The sequence below is a fragment of the Lysobacter hankyongensis genome, from assembly GCF_039543145.1.
In the GTDB taxonomy this organism is placed as follows: domain Bacteria; phylum Pseudomonadota; class Gammaproteobacteria; order Xanthomonadales; family Xanthomonadaceae; genus Lysobacter_I; species Lysobacter_I hankyongensis.
In genome coordinates this window covers 347,562-366,547 of record NZ_BAABJE010000005.1, presented here as the reverse complement: position 1 = coordinate 366,547, position 18,986 = coordinate 347,562, and the positions used below count along the sequence as shown (strand labels likewise).

The 18,986-nt window shown below is 67.7% G+C and carries 13 protein-coding genes and 2 pseudogenes; 10 read left to right on the top strand and 5 right to left on the bottom strand.

The window, feature by feature from the left end; translation table 11 throughout:
- Positions 1–55 precede the first annotated feature (55 nt).
- Positions 56–2,278 (bottom strand): primosomal protein N', encoded by a 2,223-nt coding sequence (locus ABD974_RS07585; RefSeq protein ID WP_345302693.1) that lies wholly within the window; start codon positions 2,276–2,278, stop codon positions 56–58.
- A gap of 459 nt (positions 2,279–2,737) precedes the next feature.
- Between ABD974_RS07585 and ABD974_RS07580 the strand changes: the two genes are divergently transcribed.
- A complete protein-coding gene (locus tag ABD974_RS07580) occupies positions 2,738–3,388 on the top strand; it encodes a hypothetical protein (RefSeq protein WP_345302692.1) in 651 nt (216 codons plus the stop codon).
- 24 nt (positions 3,389–3,412) lie between these two features.
- Here ABD974_RS07580 and ABD974_RS07575 read toward each other — a convergent pair whose 3' ends face one another.
- Entirely contained in the window at positions 3,413–3,730 is a 318-nt protein-coding gene (locus ABD974_RS07575) for a DUF4286 family protein (RefSeq protein ID WP_345302691.1), read from the bottom strand.
- A 952-nt stretch (positions 3,731–4,682) separates the two neighbouring features.
- Positions 4,683–4,980 (bottom strand): annotated as a pseudogene (locus ABD974_RS19505) (DUF3667 domain-containing protein); the annotation flags it as partial.
- 108 nt (positions 4,981–5,088) lie between these two features.
- Here ABD974_RS19505 and ABD974_RS07565 point away from each other — a divergent pair.
- Positions 5,089–6,516: an MATE family efflux transporter gene (locus ABD974_RS07565; protein WP_345302689.1), complete on the top strand. Its 1,428-nt coding sequence runs from the start codon at positions 5,089–5,091 to the stop codon at positions 6,514–6,516.
- 78 nt (positions 6,517–6,594) lie between these two features.
- Complete coding sequence (gene sppA / locus ABD974_RS07560; RefSeq protein WP_345302688.1) at positions 6,595–8,490, top strand: signal peptide peptidase SppA; 1,896 nt, start codon at positions 6,595–6,597, stop codon at positions 8,488–8,490.
- 82 nt (positions 8,491–8,572) lie between these two features.
- On the opposite strand, the gene ABD974_RS07555 is transcribed toward sppA, so the two are convergent.
- Entirely contained in the window at positions 8,573–8,833 is a 261-nt protein-coding gene (locus ABD974_RS07555; RefSeq protein ID WP_345302687.1) for a hypothetical protein, read from the bottom strand.
- 63 nt (positions 8,834–8,896) lie between these two features.
- Here ABD974_RS07555 and ABD974_RS07550 point away from each other — a divergent pair, with 63 nt between their 5' ends.
- The 6 genes and pseudogenes from ABD974_RS07550 to ABD974_RS07525 all read left to right on the top strand — a co-directional run bounded on the left by ABD974_RS07550 (position 8,897) and on the right by ABD974_RS07525 (position 15,370).
- A complete protein-coding gene (locus ABD974_RS07550; protein WP_345302686.1) occupies positions 8,897–9,673 on the top strand; it encodes an SDR family oxidoreductase in 777 nt (258 codons plus the stop codon).
- A 229-nt stretch (positions 9,674–9,902) separates the two neighbouring features.
- The gene (locus ABD974_RS07545) at positions 9,903–11,723 is read left to right on the top strand and encodes a M4 family metallopeptidase (RefSeq protein ID WP_345302685.1); all 1,821 of its coding nucleotides are present in this window, start codon (positions 9,903–9,905) and stop codon (positions 11,721–11,723) included.
- A 209-nt stretch (positions 11,724–11,932) separates the two neighbouring features.
- Positions 11,933–13,741, top strand: a complete 1,809-nt coding sequence (locus ABD974_RS07540; RefSeq protein WP_345302684.1) for a M4 family metallopeptidase — start codon at positions 11,933–11,935, stop codon at positions 13,739–13,741.
- Positions 13,742–13,804: 63 nt separating this feature from the next.
- Positions 13,805–13,908: pseudogene (locus ABD974_RS07535) on the top strand (SDR family oxidoreductase); the annotation flags it as partial.
- Positions 13,909–13,986: 78 nt separating this feature from the next.
- Positions 13,987–15,069 (top strand): hypothetical protein, encoded by a 1,083-nt coding sequence (locus tag ABD974_RS07530; RefSeq protein ID WP_345302683.1) that lies wholly within the window; start codon positions 13,987–13,989, stop codon positions 15,067–15,069.
- A 139-nt stretch (positions 15,070–15,208) separates the two neighbouring features.
- Positions 15,209–15,370 carry a hypothetical protein gene (locus ABD974_RS07525; protein WP_345302682.1) on the top strand — a complete coding sequence of 54 codons (162 nt, stop codon included), beginning with the start codon at positions 15,209–15,211 and terminating at the stop codon, positions 15,368–15,370.
- A gap of 43 nt (positions 15,371–15,413) precedes the next feature.
- On the opposite strand, the gene ABD974_RS07520 is transcribed toward ABD974_RS07525, so the two are convergent.
- On the bottom strand, positions 15,414–16,472 hold the full coding sequence (locus ABD974_RS07520) for a hypothetical protein (RefSeq protein ID WP_345302681.1): 1,059 nt from the start codon (positions 16,470–16,472) through the stop codon (positions 15,414–15,416).
- Between the two features lie 347 nt (positions 16,473–16,819).
- Between ABD974_RS07520 and ABD974_RS07515 the strand changes: the two genes are divergently transcribed.
- The gene (locus ABD974_RS07515; RefSeq protein ID WP_345302680.1) at positions 16,820–18,886 is read left to right on the top strand and encodes a multicopper oxidase family protein; all 2,067 of its coding nucleotides are present in this window, start codon (positions 16,820–16,822) and stop codon (positions 18,884–18,886) included.
- Positions 18,887–18,986: the final 100 nt, after the last annotated feature.

The following is an 18,986-nucleotide window of genomic DNA, read 5'->3' as shown; positions in this document are numbered from 1 at the left end:
CGCCGCTGCGGCGCCATCGCCGCGCGCGCATTGTCGCCGATCCGTTGCGCGGGCGTCAGTACAGATCCACCGGATCCACATCCAGCGACCAGCGCGTCTTGCGCGCTTCGGGCAGCGCATGGATCGACGGCAGCGCGGCGTCGAGCGCGGCATGCAGCGCGCGGCGCGTCGGTGCGGTCAGCAGCAACTGCGCGCGATGCATGCCGGCGCGGCGCGGCATCGGTGCGGGGACCGGGCCGTCCAGCGCGAGTCCTTCCGGCGCGGCACCGCGCGGCGGGCGCACGGCGGCATGCGGCTGCAGCGCCGCCTTCGCCGCGTGCAGGAACTGCATCGGCGTTTCGATGTGCTGCGCTTCGGCGCGCAGCAGCGCGAGATGCGCGTACGGCGGAAATCCGGCGGCTTCGCGCAGCGCGAGTTCGGTCTCGGCAAAGGCGTGGTATCCGCCGTGGATCAGGGTCTGCAGCAGCGGATGATCGGGATGATGGGTCTGCAGCAACACCTCGCCGGCCTTCTCGGCGCGACCGGCGCGGCCGGCGACCTGGATGAGCAGTTGCGCGAGTTTCTCGCCGGCGCGGAAGTCGGCGGAGAACAGGCCTTCGTCGATGCCGACCACGGCGACGAGGGTGAGGTTCGGCAGATCGTGGCCCTTCGCCAGCATCTGCGTACCGACCAGGATGCCCGCGCGGTCGCCGAGTTCGGCGAAACGTTTCTCCAGTGCGTCCTTGCGCCGGGTGCTGGCGCTGTCGATGCGCATCACCGGCACGTCGCCGAAGCGTTCGGCCAGCAGTTCCTCCAGACGCTCGGTGCCCACGCCCTGCGGCTGCAGGGCGAGACCGGCGCAATCGGGACAGGCCGGCGGCGGCGTCTGCCGTGCGCCGCAGTGATGGCACTGCAATCGCCGGCCGCCGCCGTGCACGGTCATCGGCGAGGCGCGCAGCGGCGTGCTGCAGCGTTTGCAATGCGCACTCCAGCCGCAGTCGTGGCACAGCAGCACCGGCGCGTAGCCGCGACGGTTCTTGAACACCAGCACCTGGCCGCCGGCATCCAGCGCGGCGCGGATGCCGCGCAGCAGCTCGGGCGACAGCCCGGCCTCGAGCGGACGTTTGCGCACGTCGAGCACGCGCACCGTCGGTGCTTGGGCGTCGCCGGCGCGGCGGCGCAGGCGCAGGTGGCCATAGCGACCGGCTTCGGCGTTGTGCAGGGTCTCCAGCGACGGCGTGGCGCTGCCCAGGATCACCGGCACGTCCAGCGCCTTGCCGCGTACCAGGGCGAAATCGCGGGCGTGGTATCGGATGCCGTCCTGCTGCTTGTAGCTGCCGTCGTGTTCCTCGTCGATCACGATCAATCCGGCGTCGGGCAGCGGCACGAACACCGCCGAGCGGGTGCCCACGATCACCCGCGCCTCGCCGCGACCGGCCGCGGCCCAGACCCGCGCGCGTTCGGGGTCGGTCAGGCCCGAGTGCAGCGCGTGCACCGGCATCCCGAGACGGCGACGGAAGCGGGTCAGCACCTGCGGGGTGAGGCCGATCTCCGGCACCAGCACCAGCGCCTGACGGCCGCGGGCCAGGCAGTCGGCGATCGCCTGCAGATAGACCTCGGTCTTGCCGCTGCCGGTCACGCCGTCCAGCAGCCAGGCGGTGAACCCGGACCCGGCACGCAGCGCCTCCAGCGCGGCGGCCTGCTCCTCGTTGGCGGCCGGACCGGGCTGCGGCACGGGCGCGGCCTGCGAAGCCGGCACCGCCACGCGTTCGGCCAGGCCGCGCTTGAGCAGGGCCCGCGCCGCGGGACGCCAGTCGTCGAGCTGGGCGTCGAGCAGATCTTCGTCGGCGAGGCCGGCGAGCAGGCGCTCGGCCAGCTCCCGCGGCCGGCCGCGCAGGCGCGGCTGTTCGACGATGCCCTCGGGGGTGAGCCGCCAGGCCCAGGCATGGGTGTCGGGCAGCGGTTCGCCACGGCGCAAGGCCGCCGGCAGGGCGGTGGAGAAGACCTCGCCGGGCGGGGCATGGGTGTAGCGCGCCAGCCAGCGCAGCGACTCAAGCAGTTCGCCCTCCAGTAACGGCTGCGCGTCCAGAACCGCCTCGGCGGTACGCAGATCGGCGGCGAAGGCGGGGTCGGGCGCGCCGATGGCGGCGACCACGCCGATCAGGCTGCGGCTGCCGAAGGGCACGCGTACCCGGCTGCCGACCTGCGCCGGCGGACCATCGGGCGACGGCAGATAGTCGAACAGGCGCGGCAACGGCACCGGCAGGGCTACGCGCAGCACGGACTCGGGGTAGGACATGGGCGGCAGTCTACCGATTCCGGACCCGCCGACCGCGGGCCCCACTTGCACCGCATTGCTGCCGGATCGCACACGAGTCGGCCGCAAGTCACGGATCGACAAAGGAATTCGGCATTATCCACACAAGCTGTGGATAAGTTTGTGCATGAATCGGTGCGCGAAGGATTTTGTGCCGCAAATGCAGGGGTTCCGCAGCGTCTGGCGAAAAAAACGCCACCCCGTCTTGCCCCTTTCAAATCAATCGCTTATCCGTGAAACATAGCGCGCGGGCCGCTGCAGCGCCGGGGCAAAGTCCGCGCATTGCAGGAAAATGACCGCTGTGCACAACCCGCGACGGACAACCCTCTGGCGGAAACCCTTGCGGCGCCTTGGGGAGCCGGTTTCGTGATGGTTGTCAAGCCGGAAGCCGGGGCCGCGAGGCATCATCCCTGCCCTTCGTCAAGCCGTTGTTGCGCCGTCATGTCGTCCCAGCACACCCTCGATGCCGCCGCCGCGGCCACCGCCGCCATCGCCGGATTCCTCCGGGGGGTGGAGCGCAGGGCGGCGCTGCTGGCCGAACTGCAATGCGGCGAGGCCGAGCACGGCGACCGCGCGCTGACGGCGGTGATCGAACGCTTCACCGAGGACGCCCGCGATACCGCCCAGGACGACTGGCCGCTGCTGTTCTGGACCACCCTGTTGCAGAACCCGGCGCTCAACGCCGAACCGCTGGCGCCGTTCTGGCACGGCGACTTCGCACCGCTGGCGCGACTGGACCCAGGCACCCGCGCAGTGCTGCTGCTGCGGGTGGTGGTGGGGCTGGACGACGTCCAGGCGGCCGCGGTGTTCGGCGTGGAACCGGCCGAATACAAGCAGGCGCTGCAGCGCGCGCTGCCGCAGCGCAGCGACGGCTCGCTGGACGGCGAAGCCTGGCTGGCGATGAACGACGAGGCCCGCTACGTGATGAAGCACCTGGCGCCGGAACGGGTGGCCGCGATCGCCCGGCTGCGCGATGCCGCGATCGCCACCGGCACGGTGCCGAGGACCCAGAAATCCACGGCGCGCGGCCCGATACCGGTCGGCAAGCCGCGCTGGCTGGACAAGTTGCTGGGCAGCATCAGCCTGCGCTGACGGCGCATCCCGGGGGCAACGCCCTCAACGCGTCGCCCGCAGCACCCGCCGGCTGGCCTGGAAGCGGTCGCCGAAACGCGCCATGCCGTCGGCGCGCAGCCGTGGAGCATGGTCGCGGAGATACGCGTCCAGCGCCGCTCGGTCCTGCAGCGCGTACTGCACGCACAGACCGATGCGGCCGGCGCTCGGCGGCGGTTCCAGCACTTCGAACACCTTGGCGCCCTTGAAGCCCGGCAGCGCGAGGATCTCGGCGATGTGGTCGCGCAGCCAGACGCGGTACTCGTCGTGTGCGGCGGCATCGACTTCGATGTTGACTTCGTAGATCACGCGTTTCGCGGCCATGGCGTTCCCTAACTGCTCAATCCGGCGATGACAGCGTAGAGCAGCGCACAGGTCAACAGCACGGTGTAGACGTTGCCGATGACCAGGAATTTCAGGAGGGTGACCCACCAGCGCTGCGCGTACACCCGTCGCTGCATCGCCAGCAGATAGGCGGGCACGACGAAGAACAGCCCCATCGAAGCGACCCCCAGCCCCACCTTCGGCCAGATCCACGCCGCCGGCGCGAGTCCCGCCAGTCCGGTCAACGCGAACAGCAGCAACAGCGCGGCGAGCAGGAACGCGTGGCTGTAGAGCGCCACGACCAGATGCTCCAGGTAGCCGCGCCCGGAGCCGATGTAGACGATTTTCAGGAACAGGGCGAACAGCGGCACCAGCAGGAACAGCGCACCGGGCACCGCGCCCAGGAACAGGCGGATGAATTCGTCGGGGTTTTCGCGCATGACCTCGCTGTTGCGCATGAAACGGTCTCCGCGCTTCTTCATCCAGCGCGCGACCCATCCATCGTCGGCGGCGTCCTTGGCGGCCGCGGTCCTGGTGGCGGCCTCGGCTTTTTCCAGTTCGAGGTCGGCGCGGGCCATCGCCACGTCGATTTCGGCTTCGGAGGCGCCGAGTTTCCGCATCCGGCTGCGTGCGCCATCGTCGATGCCGGACTGCACCGTGCCCGAGAGCGGAGTGAGCAGCCAGCCGCCGTCGGACTCGATCGCTTCGCGACGGAACTCGCCGAGCTGGCGGTTGCGGTCGGCGATGACGGCATCGATGGTGGTCAGGGCGCCTTTCGGCGCGGCGGCGGCCTCCGCCAGGGTGGCCGGCGCGGACGCCGAAGCGACCGTTCCGGCGTCGGCGCCCGTCCCGCTCGGCGATGTTCGCGGCGGATCGGCATCCAGTCCGACCTCCGCCGGACCGTCGGTGGCGGTGAACACCGCGTCCTTGTCGATGTGCAGCGTGGCCTTGCCGACGAAGAACGTCAGCAGGCTCATGATCACGAACAGCCGCAGCGGGGCGATGTAGCGCACGCGGTGACCGGCAAGATAGCCGGCGGCCACGCGTCCGGGCACGAACAGGTCGCGCACGGTGCGGAAAATCCGGCCGTCGAGGTGCCAGAACGACTCGAAGACTTCCTCGACCGCATGGGCGAAGTTGTGCAGCGGGCTGTGCGCGTGCTGACCGCAGACATGGCAGTAACTGCCCTGCAGCACGCTGCCGCAGTTCTCGCAGGCGGAAAGCGCGGCGTGGGCTTGCGGTTCGGTCATGCGCTCCCCGGCTGACGTGGATGGCGGACATGGATCGGATCCGCGGTGCCGTAAGATATCAGCCCTTGCGCCGGCGCCATGCCGGTGTCACCCGCCACCGGCGCAGCCATGTCCGACGCTCCCACATCGCGGTTCCGCGACGAACTGCGCACCAGTGCGCGGTTGGCCGCGCCATTGATGGCCGGGCACGTTTCGACCGGTCTGATCGGACTGGTGGACGCCCTGATCGCCGGCCGCCACGGGACCGCCACTCTGGCGGCGGTGTCGGTGGGCACGGCGCTGTTCTGGCTGCCGCTGCTGATTCCGATGGGCACGCTGATCGCGGTGCCGGCCTCGGTCTCGCAGCTCGACGGTGCCGGCCGACGCGAGGAGATCGGCCCGCTGTTCCGGCAGGCGTTGTGGCTGGCACTGGGACTGGGGTTGGCGATGTTCGGCTTCCTCAGTCTGGCGCCGCTGGCGCTGGAAGCGCTCGGGATCGCGCCGGAAATCCGCGCCGGTACCGCGGCCTTCGTGCTGGGCATCCGCTGGGGCGTGCCGGCGCTGGCGCTCTACCTGTGCATGCGTTACCTGTGCGACGGCCTGCATTTCACCGTGCCGACGATGCTGGTCGGCTTCGGCGGGCTGGTGCTGCTGGTGCCGATGGGCTGGGCGCTCACCTTCGGCCTGGGCGGGCTGCCCGCACTGGGCGCCGGCGGACTGGGGCTGGCCTCGGCGCTGACGATGTGGGCGCAGGCGCTGACGCTGGCGCTGTATCTGGCCCGCGCACGGCGCTTCCGCACTCTGCGGCTGTTCGATCGCTACGAGCCGCCGCGCTGGCCGCCGATCCGCGGCCTGCTGGCGCTGGGCCTGCCGATCGGCTTCACCTGGCTGATGGAGGGCGGGCTGTTCGTCGCGACCGCGCTGGTGATCGGCCGCCTGGGCGCAGTGCCGGCCGCCGCGCACCAGATCGCGATCAACGTCGCCAGCCTGTGCTTCATGCTGCCGATGGCGCTGGCCGAAGCCACCACGGTGCGCGTGGGCCATGCCGTGGGGCGCGGCGACCGCGACGGCCTGCGCCGCGCCGCGTTCGCCGGCTTCGCGCTGGTCCTGGGGACGCAATTGATCACCGGCGTCACCCTGTTGCTGGGCAATCACGCCATCGCCGGGCTGTATTCCTCCGATGCCGCAGTCGTCGCACTGGCATCCGGCCTGCTGCTGATGGCCGCCGCATTCCAGTTCCCGGACGGGGTCCAGGTGCTGTCGGTCGGCGCCCTGCGCGGGCTGAAGGACACCCGGGTGCCGATGCTGCTGGCGGCGGTGGCGTATTGGGGCATCGGCATGCCGCTGGGCGCGGCGCTGGGGCTGGGCGTGGGCGATCTGATCCCGGCCGGCGGCCCCCGCGGCATGTGGGTGGGCCTGATCGCCGGGCTGACCGTCGCCGCGGTGCTGCTGGGGCTGCGCTTCTTGCGCCTGTCGCGCCGCGTCCCCATGCTGCCGGAAGCGAATCGCCGGCTGCACGCAGACGGACACGGATCCGCACCCCCCGACCGTGCTTGACGTCGCCGTGACCGATGGCGGATGACCGCGAGGCCGTCCACCCGCAGACTGCGATCCAGATCAAAGGAGATGTCCCCCATGAATGAACCGCGCCGTCGCGGCCCCATCGCCAGCATCCTGTTCGGCATCTGGGATGCGATGAATTTCACCCGCCGCCTGATCCTCAACATCGCCTTCTTCGGGCTGCTGCTGCTGATCCTCGCCGCCATCGGCGCCGGCAGCACGCAGCGCGTGCTTCCCGTGGAAAGCGGCAGCACCCTCGTGATCGCGCCCGAGGGCACGCTGGTGGAGCAGTATTCGATCGACCCCACCAGCCGCGCGCTGGCCGAAGCGCTCGGCGACGACCGCGTGAACGAAGTGCAGCTGCGCGACCTGCTGCAGGTCATCAACGCCGCGAAGGCCGACAAGCGCATCGAACGCGTGCTGCTGCGCGTGGACGGCATGTCCTTCAGCGGCTACGCCTCGGCGCGCGAAGTCGCCGAAGCGCTGGCCTCGCTGCGCGCCTCGGGCAAGCAGATCGTCGCCTTCGGCGAAAGCTTCGACCAGTCTCAGTATCTGCTGGCCGCGCAGGCGAACGAGGTGTACCTCGATCCGATGGGCGGCATGCTGCTGGAAGGACTGAGCCGTTATCGCCAGTACTTCCGCGAAGGCCTGCAGGACAAGCTGTCGGTCGACATCCACCTGTTCAAGGTCGGCGAATTCAAATCCGCGGCCGAGCCCTACGTGCTCGACGGCGCGTCGCCGGAAGCGAAGGAAGCCGATCTGTTCTGGATGAGCGACATCTGGCAGCGCCATCTCGGCGACATCGCCAAGGCGCGCAAGCTGGACGCCGCGAAGCTCGCGGCCAGCATCGAAACGCTGCCGGCCGACATCGCCGCGGTGCAGGGCGATCTCGCCAAGTACGCGTTGCAGCAGAAATGGGTGGATGGCCTGAAGACGCAGGAAGAAGTCGAAAACCTGCTGATCGAACGCGGCACGCCCGACGAGAACAGCGAAGGCGGCTTCCGCCAGGTGTCGTTCCGCAACTATCTCGCGCACCTCAACGGCAGCCTTCCCGACATCGGCGGCGACGGCAACGTCGCGGTGGTGGTGGCCGAAGGCGAAATCACCGGCGGCGAACAGCCCCCGGGCCGCGTCGGCGGCGAATCCACCGCCGAACTGCTGCGCGAAGCGCGCGACGACGACAGCGTGAAGGCGCTGGTGCTGCGCGTGGACTCGCCCGGCGGCGAAGTGTTCGCCTCCGAGCAGATCCGCCGCGAGATCGTCGCGCTGAAGAAGGCCGGCAAGCCGGTGGTGGTGTCGATGGGCGACGTGGCCGCATCGGGCGGCTACTGGATCAGCATGAACGCCGACCGCATCTACGCCGATCCCTCGACCGTCACCGGCTCGATCGGCATCTTCGGCATGATCCCGACCTTCTCGCGCACGCTGGAGAAGATCGGCGTGCGCACCGACGGCGTCGCCACCACGTCGATGGCCGGCGCGTTCGACGTCAGCCGCCCGCTCTCGCCGCAGGTCTCGCAGGTGATGCAGACGGTGATCGAGAAGGGTTACCGCGACTTCACCGGCAAGGTGTCCGAAGCGCGCAAGAAACCGGTCGCGGATGTCGACGCCGTCGCACGCGGTCGCGTGTGGTCCGGCGCGCAGGCGAAGGAACGCGGCCTGGTCGACGCGTTCGGCGGACTGCAGACGGCGCTGAACGATGCCGCCAAGCGCGCCAAGCTCGGCGACAAGCCCGGGACCTACCGCGTGCGTTACATCGAACGCGAAACCACTCCGTTCGAGCGCTGGTTCGGCGGCTTCGCCACCACCCGCATCGGTCACGCGCTGCTCGGCAATTCCGATATCGCCCGCGGCATGCTCGCGAAGATCGTGCCGCAGGCCGAACGCGATCTGCGCATCTTCGAACAGGCGCTGGAATCCAACGGTCGCCTGCAGGCCAAGGCCATCGCCTACTGCTTCTGCGGGTTCTGAACCAACCACCCGCGACGCAGGTTCTGAACACGACGCCCGGCACTGCCGGGCGTCGTCGTTTTCGATGGTCCGTTGCGGCGAGCTATTCCCCGGTCGCCGCGTTCAGGGCCTCGTCGCGCTTCGCTTCCGCAGCGGCGGTCGCGTCCTCGGCGGCTTTGGCCTTGTCGATGGGTTGCTGCATGGTCTGCCGCAACGCGGTGGGCGGTTGCGCCGTGGGCGCGGCCTGGGGCTCGGGACGATCGTCGTGATCGGGGATCTCCGGTTTGCCGCACCCGGCCAGGGCGACGCTGCACGACAGCAGCACGAGGGCGGTGGCGGCTTTGCTGCGGACGCTGCGGGACATGAGGCTCCTCCGGGACGGCGACGCGGCTATCCTACGCCCAACCCCGCAAGCCCGGTCACTGCCATGTCCCCCCAGCGCTGGCGCCTCGACGGACAACTCGCCCTCGTCACCGGCGGCAGCGCCGGCATCGGCCGCGCCATCGCCCGCGAGTTGCTGGGCTTCGGCGCGCGCGTGCTGATCGCCGCGCGCGACGGCAACGGCCTGGATGCGGTGCGGGTCGAGCTGGAAGAGGAATTCCCGAACGGCGAAGTCCGCACCTGCGTCGCCGACGTGAGCGACGACGAACAGCGTCGCGAACTGCTGGACTGGGTCGAGGATCTCGGCGACGGCCTCAACATCCTGATCAACAACGCCGGCGGCAATCTCACCAAGGCCGCGAACGACTACAGCGAAGACGAGTGGCGCGGAATCTTCGAGGTGAACCTGTTCAGCGCGTTCGAACTCGCCCGCTACGCCTATCCGCTGCTGACGAAACACGCCGCCTCCGCGATCGTCAATGTCGGCAGCGTCTCCGGCATCACACACGTGCGCAGCGGCGCGCCCTACGGCATGAGCAAGGCCGCGATGCACCAGATGACACGCAATCTCGCGGTGGAATGGGCCGAGGACGGCATCCGCGTGAACGCGGTGGCGCCGTGGTACATCCGCACCCGCCGCACCTCCGGCAAGCTCGCCGATCCCGATTACCTCGACGACGTGCTGCTGCGCACGCCGATGGGCCGGATCGGCGAACCGGAGGAAGTCGCCGCCGCCGTCGCCTTCCTGTGCCTGCCCGCATCGAGCTACATCACCGGCGAATGCATCGCGGTGGACGGCGGGTTCCTGCGCTACGGGTTCTGACCGCTCGTTCATCGTCCCGCGCCGCTCATCTGGATGCGGTGCCCGCGTCGCAGCGACCGCGACGCGCACGCGGCATGCTGCGCGGAGATGAAGGCAGGCACTGCGCACGGGACGCGCATCCGCATCACCGGCGTCGACCGCCTCATCGCGAGGCCCGCACAGGGGCGCGGGCCAGGACTGGCGTACCGCACACGCGGCCGCCCTCAATCGACTCAAGGAGAGAACACCGATGCATCGAACCCGTCACCTCACTCCCCTCGCCGTCGCGACCGCGATCGCGATCGTTTTCGCGGCCGGCAGCGCCGCCGCCGCGGTGCGCACCGACCTGCAGCCGCAGGACATCACGCGGATCGCGCAGCAGAACGCGTCCATCGCCAAGGCCGGCAACGTGGAGATGGTCCATGCCCGCCACGCGCGCGCGCTCGGCCTGGACGCCGACTCCCGCCTGTTCCTGCTGGACCGCAAGACCGACCTCGGCGTGCGCAACCACCGTTATCAGCAGACGTTCCGCGGCCTGCCGATCTTCGGCGAGCACGTGATCGTCAATGAGGACGAGAGCGGCAACCTGCGCACCCTGTTCGGCCGCAAGGTCGACGGCCTCGCCTCCGAAATTCCCGCCGGCCGGCCGCGCCTCAATGCCAATCGCGCGCTCGCCGTCGGCAAGAGCGCCGGCCTCGGTACGCGTCAGGGCTTCATGCGCACCAGCGACGAGAAGGCCGAGCTCATGATCCACATCGACGACGCCGGTCGCGCCCGCAAGGCCTATGTCGTGTCGTACTTCGCCGACACCGCGCGCGGCGGTTCGCCGACCCGCCCGACCGTGATCGTCGATGCCGAGACCGGTCGAATCCTCAAACAGTGGGACAACCTGCAGCACGCCCTGGTCGGCACCGGCCCCGGCGGCAACGCCAAGACCGGCCAGTACGAATACGGCACCACCTACGGCAAGATGGACGTGACCCAGTCGGGCACTACGTGCACGATGAACAACACCAACGTGAAGACCGTGAACCTCAACGGCGGCACGTCCGGCACCACGGCGTTCTCGTACACCTGTCCGCGCAACACCGTGAAGACGATCAACGGCGCGTACTCGCCGCTCAACGATGCGCACTACTTCGGCAGCGTGATCTACAACATGTACAACGCCTACATCGGCAAGCCGCCGCTGACCTTCCAGCTGATGATGCGCGTGCACTACAGCACGAACTACGAGAACGCGTTCTGGAATGGTTCGTCGATGACCTTCGGCGATGGCTATACCCGCTTCTATCCGCTGGTCAGCCTCGATGTCGCTTCGCACGAGGTCTCGCACGGCTTCACGGCGCAGAACTCGAACCTGACCTATTCGGGCCAGTCGGGCGGCATCAACGAAGCGTATTCCGACATCGCCGGCGAAGCGGCCGAGTACTACATGAAGGGCACCAACGACTTCCTCGTCGGCGCCGACATCTTCAAGGCGACCGGCGCGCTGCGCTACATGGCGAATCCGCCGCAGGACGGCAATTCGATCGGCCACGCGTCGAACTACGTCGCCGGCATGGACGTGCATTACTCGTCGGGCGTGTACAACAAGGCGTTCTATCTGCTGGCCACCAAGCCGGGCTGGAACACGCAGAAGGCGTTCAAGGTCTTCGCTCGCGCCAACGATCTGTACTGGACCGCGAGCACGAACTTCAACCAGGGCGCCTGCGGCGTGCAGACCGCAGCCACGGATCTGGCGTACACGGTGGCCGACGTGACCGCGGCCTTCACCTCGGTGGGCGTGAGCTGCAGCGGCGGTGGCGGCGGTGGCACGCCGCCGACGATCACCGGCTTCAGCTGCCCGAGTTCGGACAGCGGCGGCGGTCGCTACATCTGCTACGTCGACTACACCCCGACCACGGCCACCGCGACCTGGACCGGCAGCGGCGGCACGCGCACCGGCACGATGTATTCGGCCACCTGCGTCAGCGGCCAGCGCATCAGCGCCACCGTCACCGTCGCCGACAGCGGCGGCTCGGTCTCGCGCACGTCGACCTTCAATTGCCCGACCAACCCGATCCCGTAATTCGTCGCAGGCTTCATCGCAGGCAAAGCGGACCCGTCGGAGAGCCTGCTCTCCGGCGGGTTCGCGCGTGTTGGCGCACCATCTCGATGCGGGCGGCACACACGCACATCGAATCTTCCGATCGGCGACGGTCAACCGATCAACGTCGCACGCGTTAGCGGCAGGCGGCCATGCCGCCAATGCCCATGCATTTCAAGGAGAGATACCCGATGCGTCAAATCCATCGTTTCAGCCTGCTTGCCGTCGCGGCCACCACGATTCTCGCTGCCGGCGCGACCTCCGCCGCGGTCCGCAGCGATCTGCATCAAACCGACCTCGCGCGCGTCAAGCGCAGCAATACCGACATTGCCGCTTCCGGCGCTGCGGAGATGGTCCATGCCCGTCACGCACGTTCGCTCGGTCTGGACACCGATTCGCGCCTGTTCCTGCTGGATCGCAAGACCGATCTCGGCGTGCGCAACCATCGCTATCAGCAGACCTTCCGCGGCCTGCCGATCTTCGGCGAGCACGTGATCGTCAACGAAGACGGCAGCGGCAACATCAGTACGCTGTTCGGCCGCAAGGTCGACGGCCTCGCCTCCGAAATTCCGGCCGGTCGTCCGCGCCTCAACGCCAATCGCGCGCTCGCCGTCGGCAAGAGCGCCGGCCTCGGTACCCGCGTCGGCTTCATGCGCACGCGCGACGAGAAGGCCGAGCTCATGATCCACATCGACGACGCCGGCCGCGCCCGCAAGGCCTATGTCGTGTCGTATTTCGCCGACACCGCGCGCGGCGGTTCGCCGACCCGCCCGACCGTGATCGTCGATGCCGAGACCGGTCGCATCCTGCAGCAGTGGGACAACCTGCAGCATGCCCTCGTCGGCACCGGCCCCGGCGGCAACGCCAAGACCGGCCAGTACGAATACGGCACCACCTACGGCAAGATGGACGTCACCCAGTCGGGCACCACGTGCACGATGAACAACACCAACGTGAAGACCGTGAACCTCAATCACGGCACCACAGGTTCGACCGCGTTCTCTTACACCTGCCCGCGCAACACCGTGAAGACGATCAACGGCGCGTACTCGCCGCTGAACGACGCGCACTACTTCGGCAGCGTGATCTACAACATGTACAACGCCTACATCGGCAAGCCGCCGCTGACCTTCCAGCTGATGATGCGCGTGCACTACAGCACCAACTACGAGAACGCGTTCTGGGACGGCTCGTCGATGACCTTCGGCGACGGTTACACCACCTTCTATCCGCTGGTCAGCCTCGACGTGGCCTCGCACGAGGTCTCGCACGGCTTCACGGCGCAGAACTCGAACCTGACCTACGCCTATCAATCCGGCGGCATCAACGAAGCGTATTCCGACATCGCCGGCGAAGCGGCCGAGTACTACATGAAGGGCACCAACGACTTCCTGGTCGGCGCCAGCATCTTCAAGGCGGCCGGCGCGCTGCGCTACATGGCCAATCCGCCGCAGGACGGCAAGTCGATCGGCCACGTGTCGAACTACATCCACGGCATGGACGTGCATTATTCGTCGGGTCTCTACAACAAGGCGTTTCATACCCTGGCGACCAAGCCGGGCTGGAACACGCAGAAGGCGTTCAAGGTCTTCGCCCGCGCCAACGATCTGTACTGGACGCCCAGCACCGACTTCTACAGCGGCGTGTGCGGGGTGCAGACGGCGGCGTCGAATCTCGGATACACCGTGGCCGATGTCACCGCTGCATTCACCACCGTGGGCCTGACCTGCGGCAGCCCGCCCACCGGCCCGGCGCCGACGATCACCAGCTTCGTCTGTCCGGACATGGGCATGAGCGGCGGCGGCACCTACTGGTGCCGGGTGGCGTACACCTCGGGCACGCCGGCGGTCATCCGCTGGCCGAACGGCTCCAGCGGAAGCTCGTACAGCGGTCGCTGCGTGAGCGGCAGCCGCGTCAGTGTGACCGTGTCCGTCTCCAACATCTACGGCACGACCTCGCGGTCTTCCTCCTTCAACTGCCCGAGCGGGCAGATTCCGTAAGACATTCGCGACAGCGCGCCTCCGCCGCAACGGTCATGCCTTGCGGCGGAGGTGCCGGATCGCGAACCGGGAGAGGTCGCCGCCGCCTTCCTGTGCCTGCCCGCATTGAGCTACATCACCGACGAATGCATCGCGGTGGGTGGGGTTTTTTGCGCTACGGGTTCTGATGCCGGAATGAGGCCGCGCAATGGCCCCCGGTCTGCTACTACTCGAGGTGCCAATTCCGCACATCCAGAGAGCAGCCCATGTCGCATCTCCGTCGCCCAGTATCCTTTGCGTTGACTTCGGCCTTTGCGGTCGCGATCACCGGATGCGCCTCGGTGCGCTCGGTCAAACTACCGTCCGAGTCGGCCGGCAAGCCGCAGGGCGGGATGGTCTATTACCTGCCAAAGCAGCAGCTGAAGTTGATCCTCACCGTCACCGACGGCGTGAGCGGTGCAGCGCAGACGCGCACAGTCACGGTGGTGCCGACCGACGCGTTCGCCGATCGCGGCGCGCGCTACGTCGCCCAGTATCGGCGCAACCAGATCGGATCGAACACGCTGAAGGTGAAGGTCAACGCCAACGGCCTGCTCGACGGCGACAACGAGGGCAGCAGCACGCCGCAGGTCGCCGAGTTTCTCGGCCGGCTCGCGGCCGGGGTGCAGCGAAGATCCATCGACGCGAGCCCCGGCAAGGGCTGCAGTACGGCGGGCACCTACGAATGGGTGCTCGATGCGACCGACACGCAGCGGCAGATCCTGTTCGAAAACCGGCCGTCGCCGGTCCCGTTGACCTTTGATGCCATCGGGACGAGCAACCTGGGCGATCCTGGCTCGTGCGGGCTGGTCGTGACGGTCGAGAGTATCGGGAAGGACATCAAGCCACAGCCGCAATGGCAGGACGGCGATCCCGACAGCCGCGGTCATGGCTATTTCTACCGGCAGAAGCGCCCGGTGCAGGTGACCGTCGCCGCAGCGGGCAATCAGCAGAGAGTGTTCGTGCACACGCTGGTCGACGCGAACTCGCCCACGGAGTATCTGCCGATCCCACGCACCCTGTTCGCGGCGACGAGCTGGAAGGTGACGTTCTCCAACGGCACGCCGACCTTCTACGACGTCACCGCCGGCGGCGACGCGCTCGGTTTGGCGAAGTTGCCGGCCGACGTTCTCCATGCCTATTCCCAAGCTGTGATCGGGGGGTTGAACGATCGGAAATCGATGGCGACGACCGAGACGGAATACCTCAAGCAACTGGCCGCCCTCGCCGCGCAACAGGCGAAGTACGAGGCCTGCCGCGAAGCGGCCGAGAGCGGCGACAAGGAGAGGACCAAGGCCGCATGCAACTGATAGTTCGCACGAAGGATCTGGTTCGTCTTCAGTCGAGTCCAGTCAAAGGGAAACTTTCGCGAAACCCGACGCACCCAACGCGTGTTTTGGCCGACGCTGGCGTCGTCGCGATACGTCGACGCAACGCAGGAAAGCCAATATGGACCACCGCAAGATGTCCAAGCAGCAAAAGCATCCGATGACGCCGGCGGACGCACGCAGAATCCAGTCCACGACTGACCGCAACACGAACGCGACCCCATCCGCAAAAGGTTTCAAGCAACGCGCGATGCGGACTGCGGAAACATCGAAGAAACGCTGATGCGATCTCTTGCGCGCGACAGGGAACGTCGCGCGCAAAAACATCAAACCAGGCACCAGTAGGGATCCGGCAGTTCACCCGCTTCCGGATCGTCCGCCAGCGAGATTTCCCACCATTCGCGATAACGATCGACCGCCCAGTCGAGCCGTTCCGGCGCGTGCTCCTTCACCGCTTCCCAGAACATGGCCGCGAAATAGTAATCGAAGCACAGCGGACGCATTCCGTCGACATACTGACCGAAGGCGCAGCCCATGATCTCGTCCACATCCGCCAGATACAGGGCCTTGCTGTTGTCGCGCCAATACACCGCGCGCGAACGGATGCCGGATGCCTCCTGCAAACCGAATGCCGCATCGATTTTCGCGAGTGTCGGGAGCGTTGCCGGCAACAGCGCTTTACCGCTGCGTTCCCACGTACGGAACAGATGCGCCCATCCATACAGATGATCCAGGTATCGCCGGGTGGGGCTCCTGTATCGCACTCTGCCCACTGCTGGTTTCGGCGTCAGCCCGAGGAACACAGGTCGTGGCCGAACGCTTGAATCGTCATATTGCCTGCGCAACGCATGGTCCATGAGCGCCAGCAGCATCAACATGGCGTTCAGCGCCACCGCGTCCACCGCGGGCGACAGGATCGCCGGGCGGGGAAACACGCCCGGCCTCCCGGCAATGGTGCGGAACAGATCGTCCGCCTCGCTCGCCGGCATCCGGCGCAGCAGCATCGCGGTGTTGATGTTGTCGATGCCCGCGCAAATATCGACGATCCGCGGATCGTCATGCCGGGCGAAAGCGGCAGAGAAATCGAATGAATGGCCGCGTTCGATCCGTGCATCCAGCGCATCGATGTGTTGGCGGTAGCGTTCGTCCGTACCGTCGATCCCTTTCGCGATGTGGGATCGGAAACGATCGATCATCCGCCGCTGGGCAGCGGGTCGCGAAGGGCCGCCCTTGCGCAGCGTGGGTTCGGACACATGCAGCTTCGCGGCAGCCATGGTCATCAGGCCTTTGCGATGCATGCGCTGGAACGTACGCATCAGCCATTCGGACAACGGCGGCGGCCCATGATCGCCCGTATCGATCGGATACCAGTCGGCCTTCGCCATTCGCGTCTTCTGCTGCCCTGGCGTGTGTTGTTCGGGGACGGTCGGCATGGTGGTGGCATCGGAAGGACGGTCGGTGGATCGTCGCAGAGCCGCCGAGCCCACGTCGCCTGCAAGGAATGACGGGGCCGACGCCTCGCGTCACGGATGCCGCAGCCGGATGATCAGCGGCTACGATTCGGCGTATCGTAGTCGCGCGGTCCCGCACGACCGCCATCCGCACGCCACAGGGGTTCGTCCGACAGCAGATTCCGTACGGTTCCGTCCGTGCGTGCGACGCTGCATTCGATCGCAGCGTTCCGACCGGACAGTTCCGATCAGGCTGCCCCGACCAGACAAGGAGATTCGTCATGGCTCATCGTACGCGTACCGTCCCGTTCGCCCGCCGCTCGCTCGCGCTGGCGACGCTGGCGGCCACCAGCATCGTCGCACCCACGTTCGCCGCCGACGGCATGCCCGCGCAACCGCCGGCCGACCGCATCGTCGCGGACCCCGTCCTGGTGCCGATGCTGCGCGCGCGCGCGGCCGGCCCGAAGCTGCTGCAGGCCGCGCGCCTGGAGGAAGGCGCCGATCCCGACAAGGATCCGCTGCTGAACATCCGACTCACCGACGGCCGGATCTACAACCCCGCGACCCGGCGCTTCGATCGCGTGCGGCTGCGCAGCTACGTCGCCGAGGGCGCGCCCGCGAATCCGTTCACGCCGTTCGTCGCGCCGACCCAGCGCGCGAATCCCGGCGACACCATCAGGATGGGCCTCAAGAACCAGCTGGAACCGCAACCGAACTGCAAGCCCGCGGACATCAACACGCCGCACTGCTTCAACTCGACCAACCTGCACTCGCATGGCCTGTGGGTCAGCCCGTCGGGCAACAGCGACAACGTGCTGATCACGATCAAGCCGAAAGTGTCGTTCGAATACGAATACAACATCCCGGCGACGCATCCGGCGGGCACGTTCTGGTATCACCCGCATCTGCACGGCTCCACCGCGCTGCAGGTCGCCAGCGGCATGGCCGGCGCGCTGATCATCCATGGCGATCGCCCGCCGACGCCGACCCGCAACGGCGACATCGACACCCTGCTGCGCGACGAGGCCGGCACCGCGTACCGCGAACGCCTGGTGCTGTTCCAGCAGGTGCAGTACGCCTGCCGCAACGACGTGGATCAGGTGAAGGTGCGGATGGCCAAGGGCGTCGATTCGAAAGGTAATCCGGTGGTGAACGTCGTCGACTGGGTGTGCGACGAGGGCGACACCGGCGAGATCGAAGGCTACACCGGCGTCGCCGTCAACACCGATGCCAGCGGCGGCGTGCCGGTCGGCACCACGCTGCCGAACTACAGCCTGTTCGGGCCGTCCTCCTGGAAGGAATCGAACCGCTACACCAGCATCAACGGCCAGATCCTGCCGCGCTTCACCGACGCCGAAGCCGGTCGCGTCGAGCGCTGGCGCAACATCCATGCCGGCATCCGCGATTCGATCGCCCTGAAGTTCGTGCCGATGCGCAGGAGCGCGGATCCGCAGACGCTGCTGCGACTCTCCGACCATCCGCAATGGATTTCGCAGAACTGCGTGGGCGACGCGCTGCCGCAGTTCGAGATCGCCAGCGACGGCCTCACCCACGCGCAGACGATCCGCAGGACGCAGACGATCCTGCAGCCCGGTTACCGCAGCGATCTGCTGATGGTGTTCCCGGCGGCCGGCGAGTACTGCGTCATCGACGACAGCATTCCGGCGGCGGGCTCCGTCTCCGGCGATGCCGAGAGCCGGCGGCTGCTGGGCACGGTGTCGGTGAATCCCGGCCTGCCGGTCGGCAACGACATCGAAGCGTATCTGCGCACAACGCTGAAGCGCTCCGCGGAGCGCTGGATGCCGGACGACGTGAAGGCGAGAGTGATCGCCGATCTCGACCGCGGGCTGCGGCTGGATGCGTTCGTGCCGCATGCCACCATCACCACCGCGGAGCTGACGCCGAACTCCGGGCAGACCATGGAATTCAACATCGCCAACGGCAAGTTCATGGTGGATGGCCAGTCCTACGATCCCGCCACCGCGCGCGACCTGATCCTCGGCAACGTCGAGGAATGGACGCTCACCTCGGGCCTGGGCAGCCATCCGTTCCACATCCACGTGAACCCGTTCCAGATCTCGCGGATCATCGACAACGCGACCGGCCGCGATGTCAGCGTGGCCGGCAGCAGCGTGCCCGATTACGACAACACGCAGGGCACCTGGAAGGACACGCTGTTCGTGAAATCGGGTTACACCCTGTACGTGCGCACGCGCTATCAGCGCTACATCGGCGAGTACGTGCTGCATTGCCACATCCTCGATCACGAGGATCAGGGCATGATGCAGAATGTCCGCGTGTTGTTGCCCGATGGTCAGGGCGGTTCGGTCGGCAACGGCCACCACTGACGCGTTCGACCGGGCGTCCGGCGGATGCGGTGCGACTGCGCCGCATCCGCGACCGGAACGATACCGGTGCAGGCGCCCCACGCATTCCGGTGCGACGGCG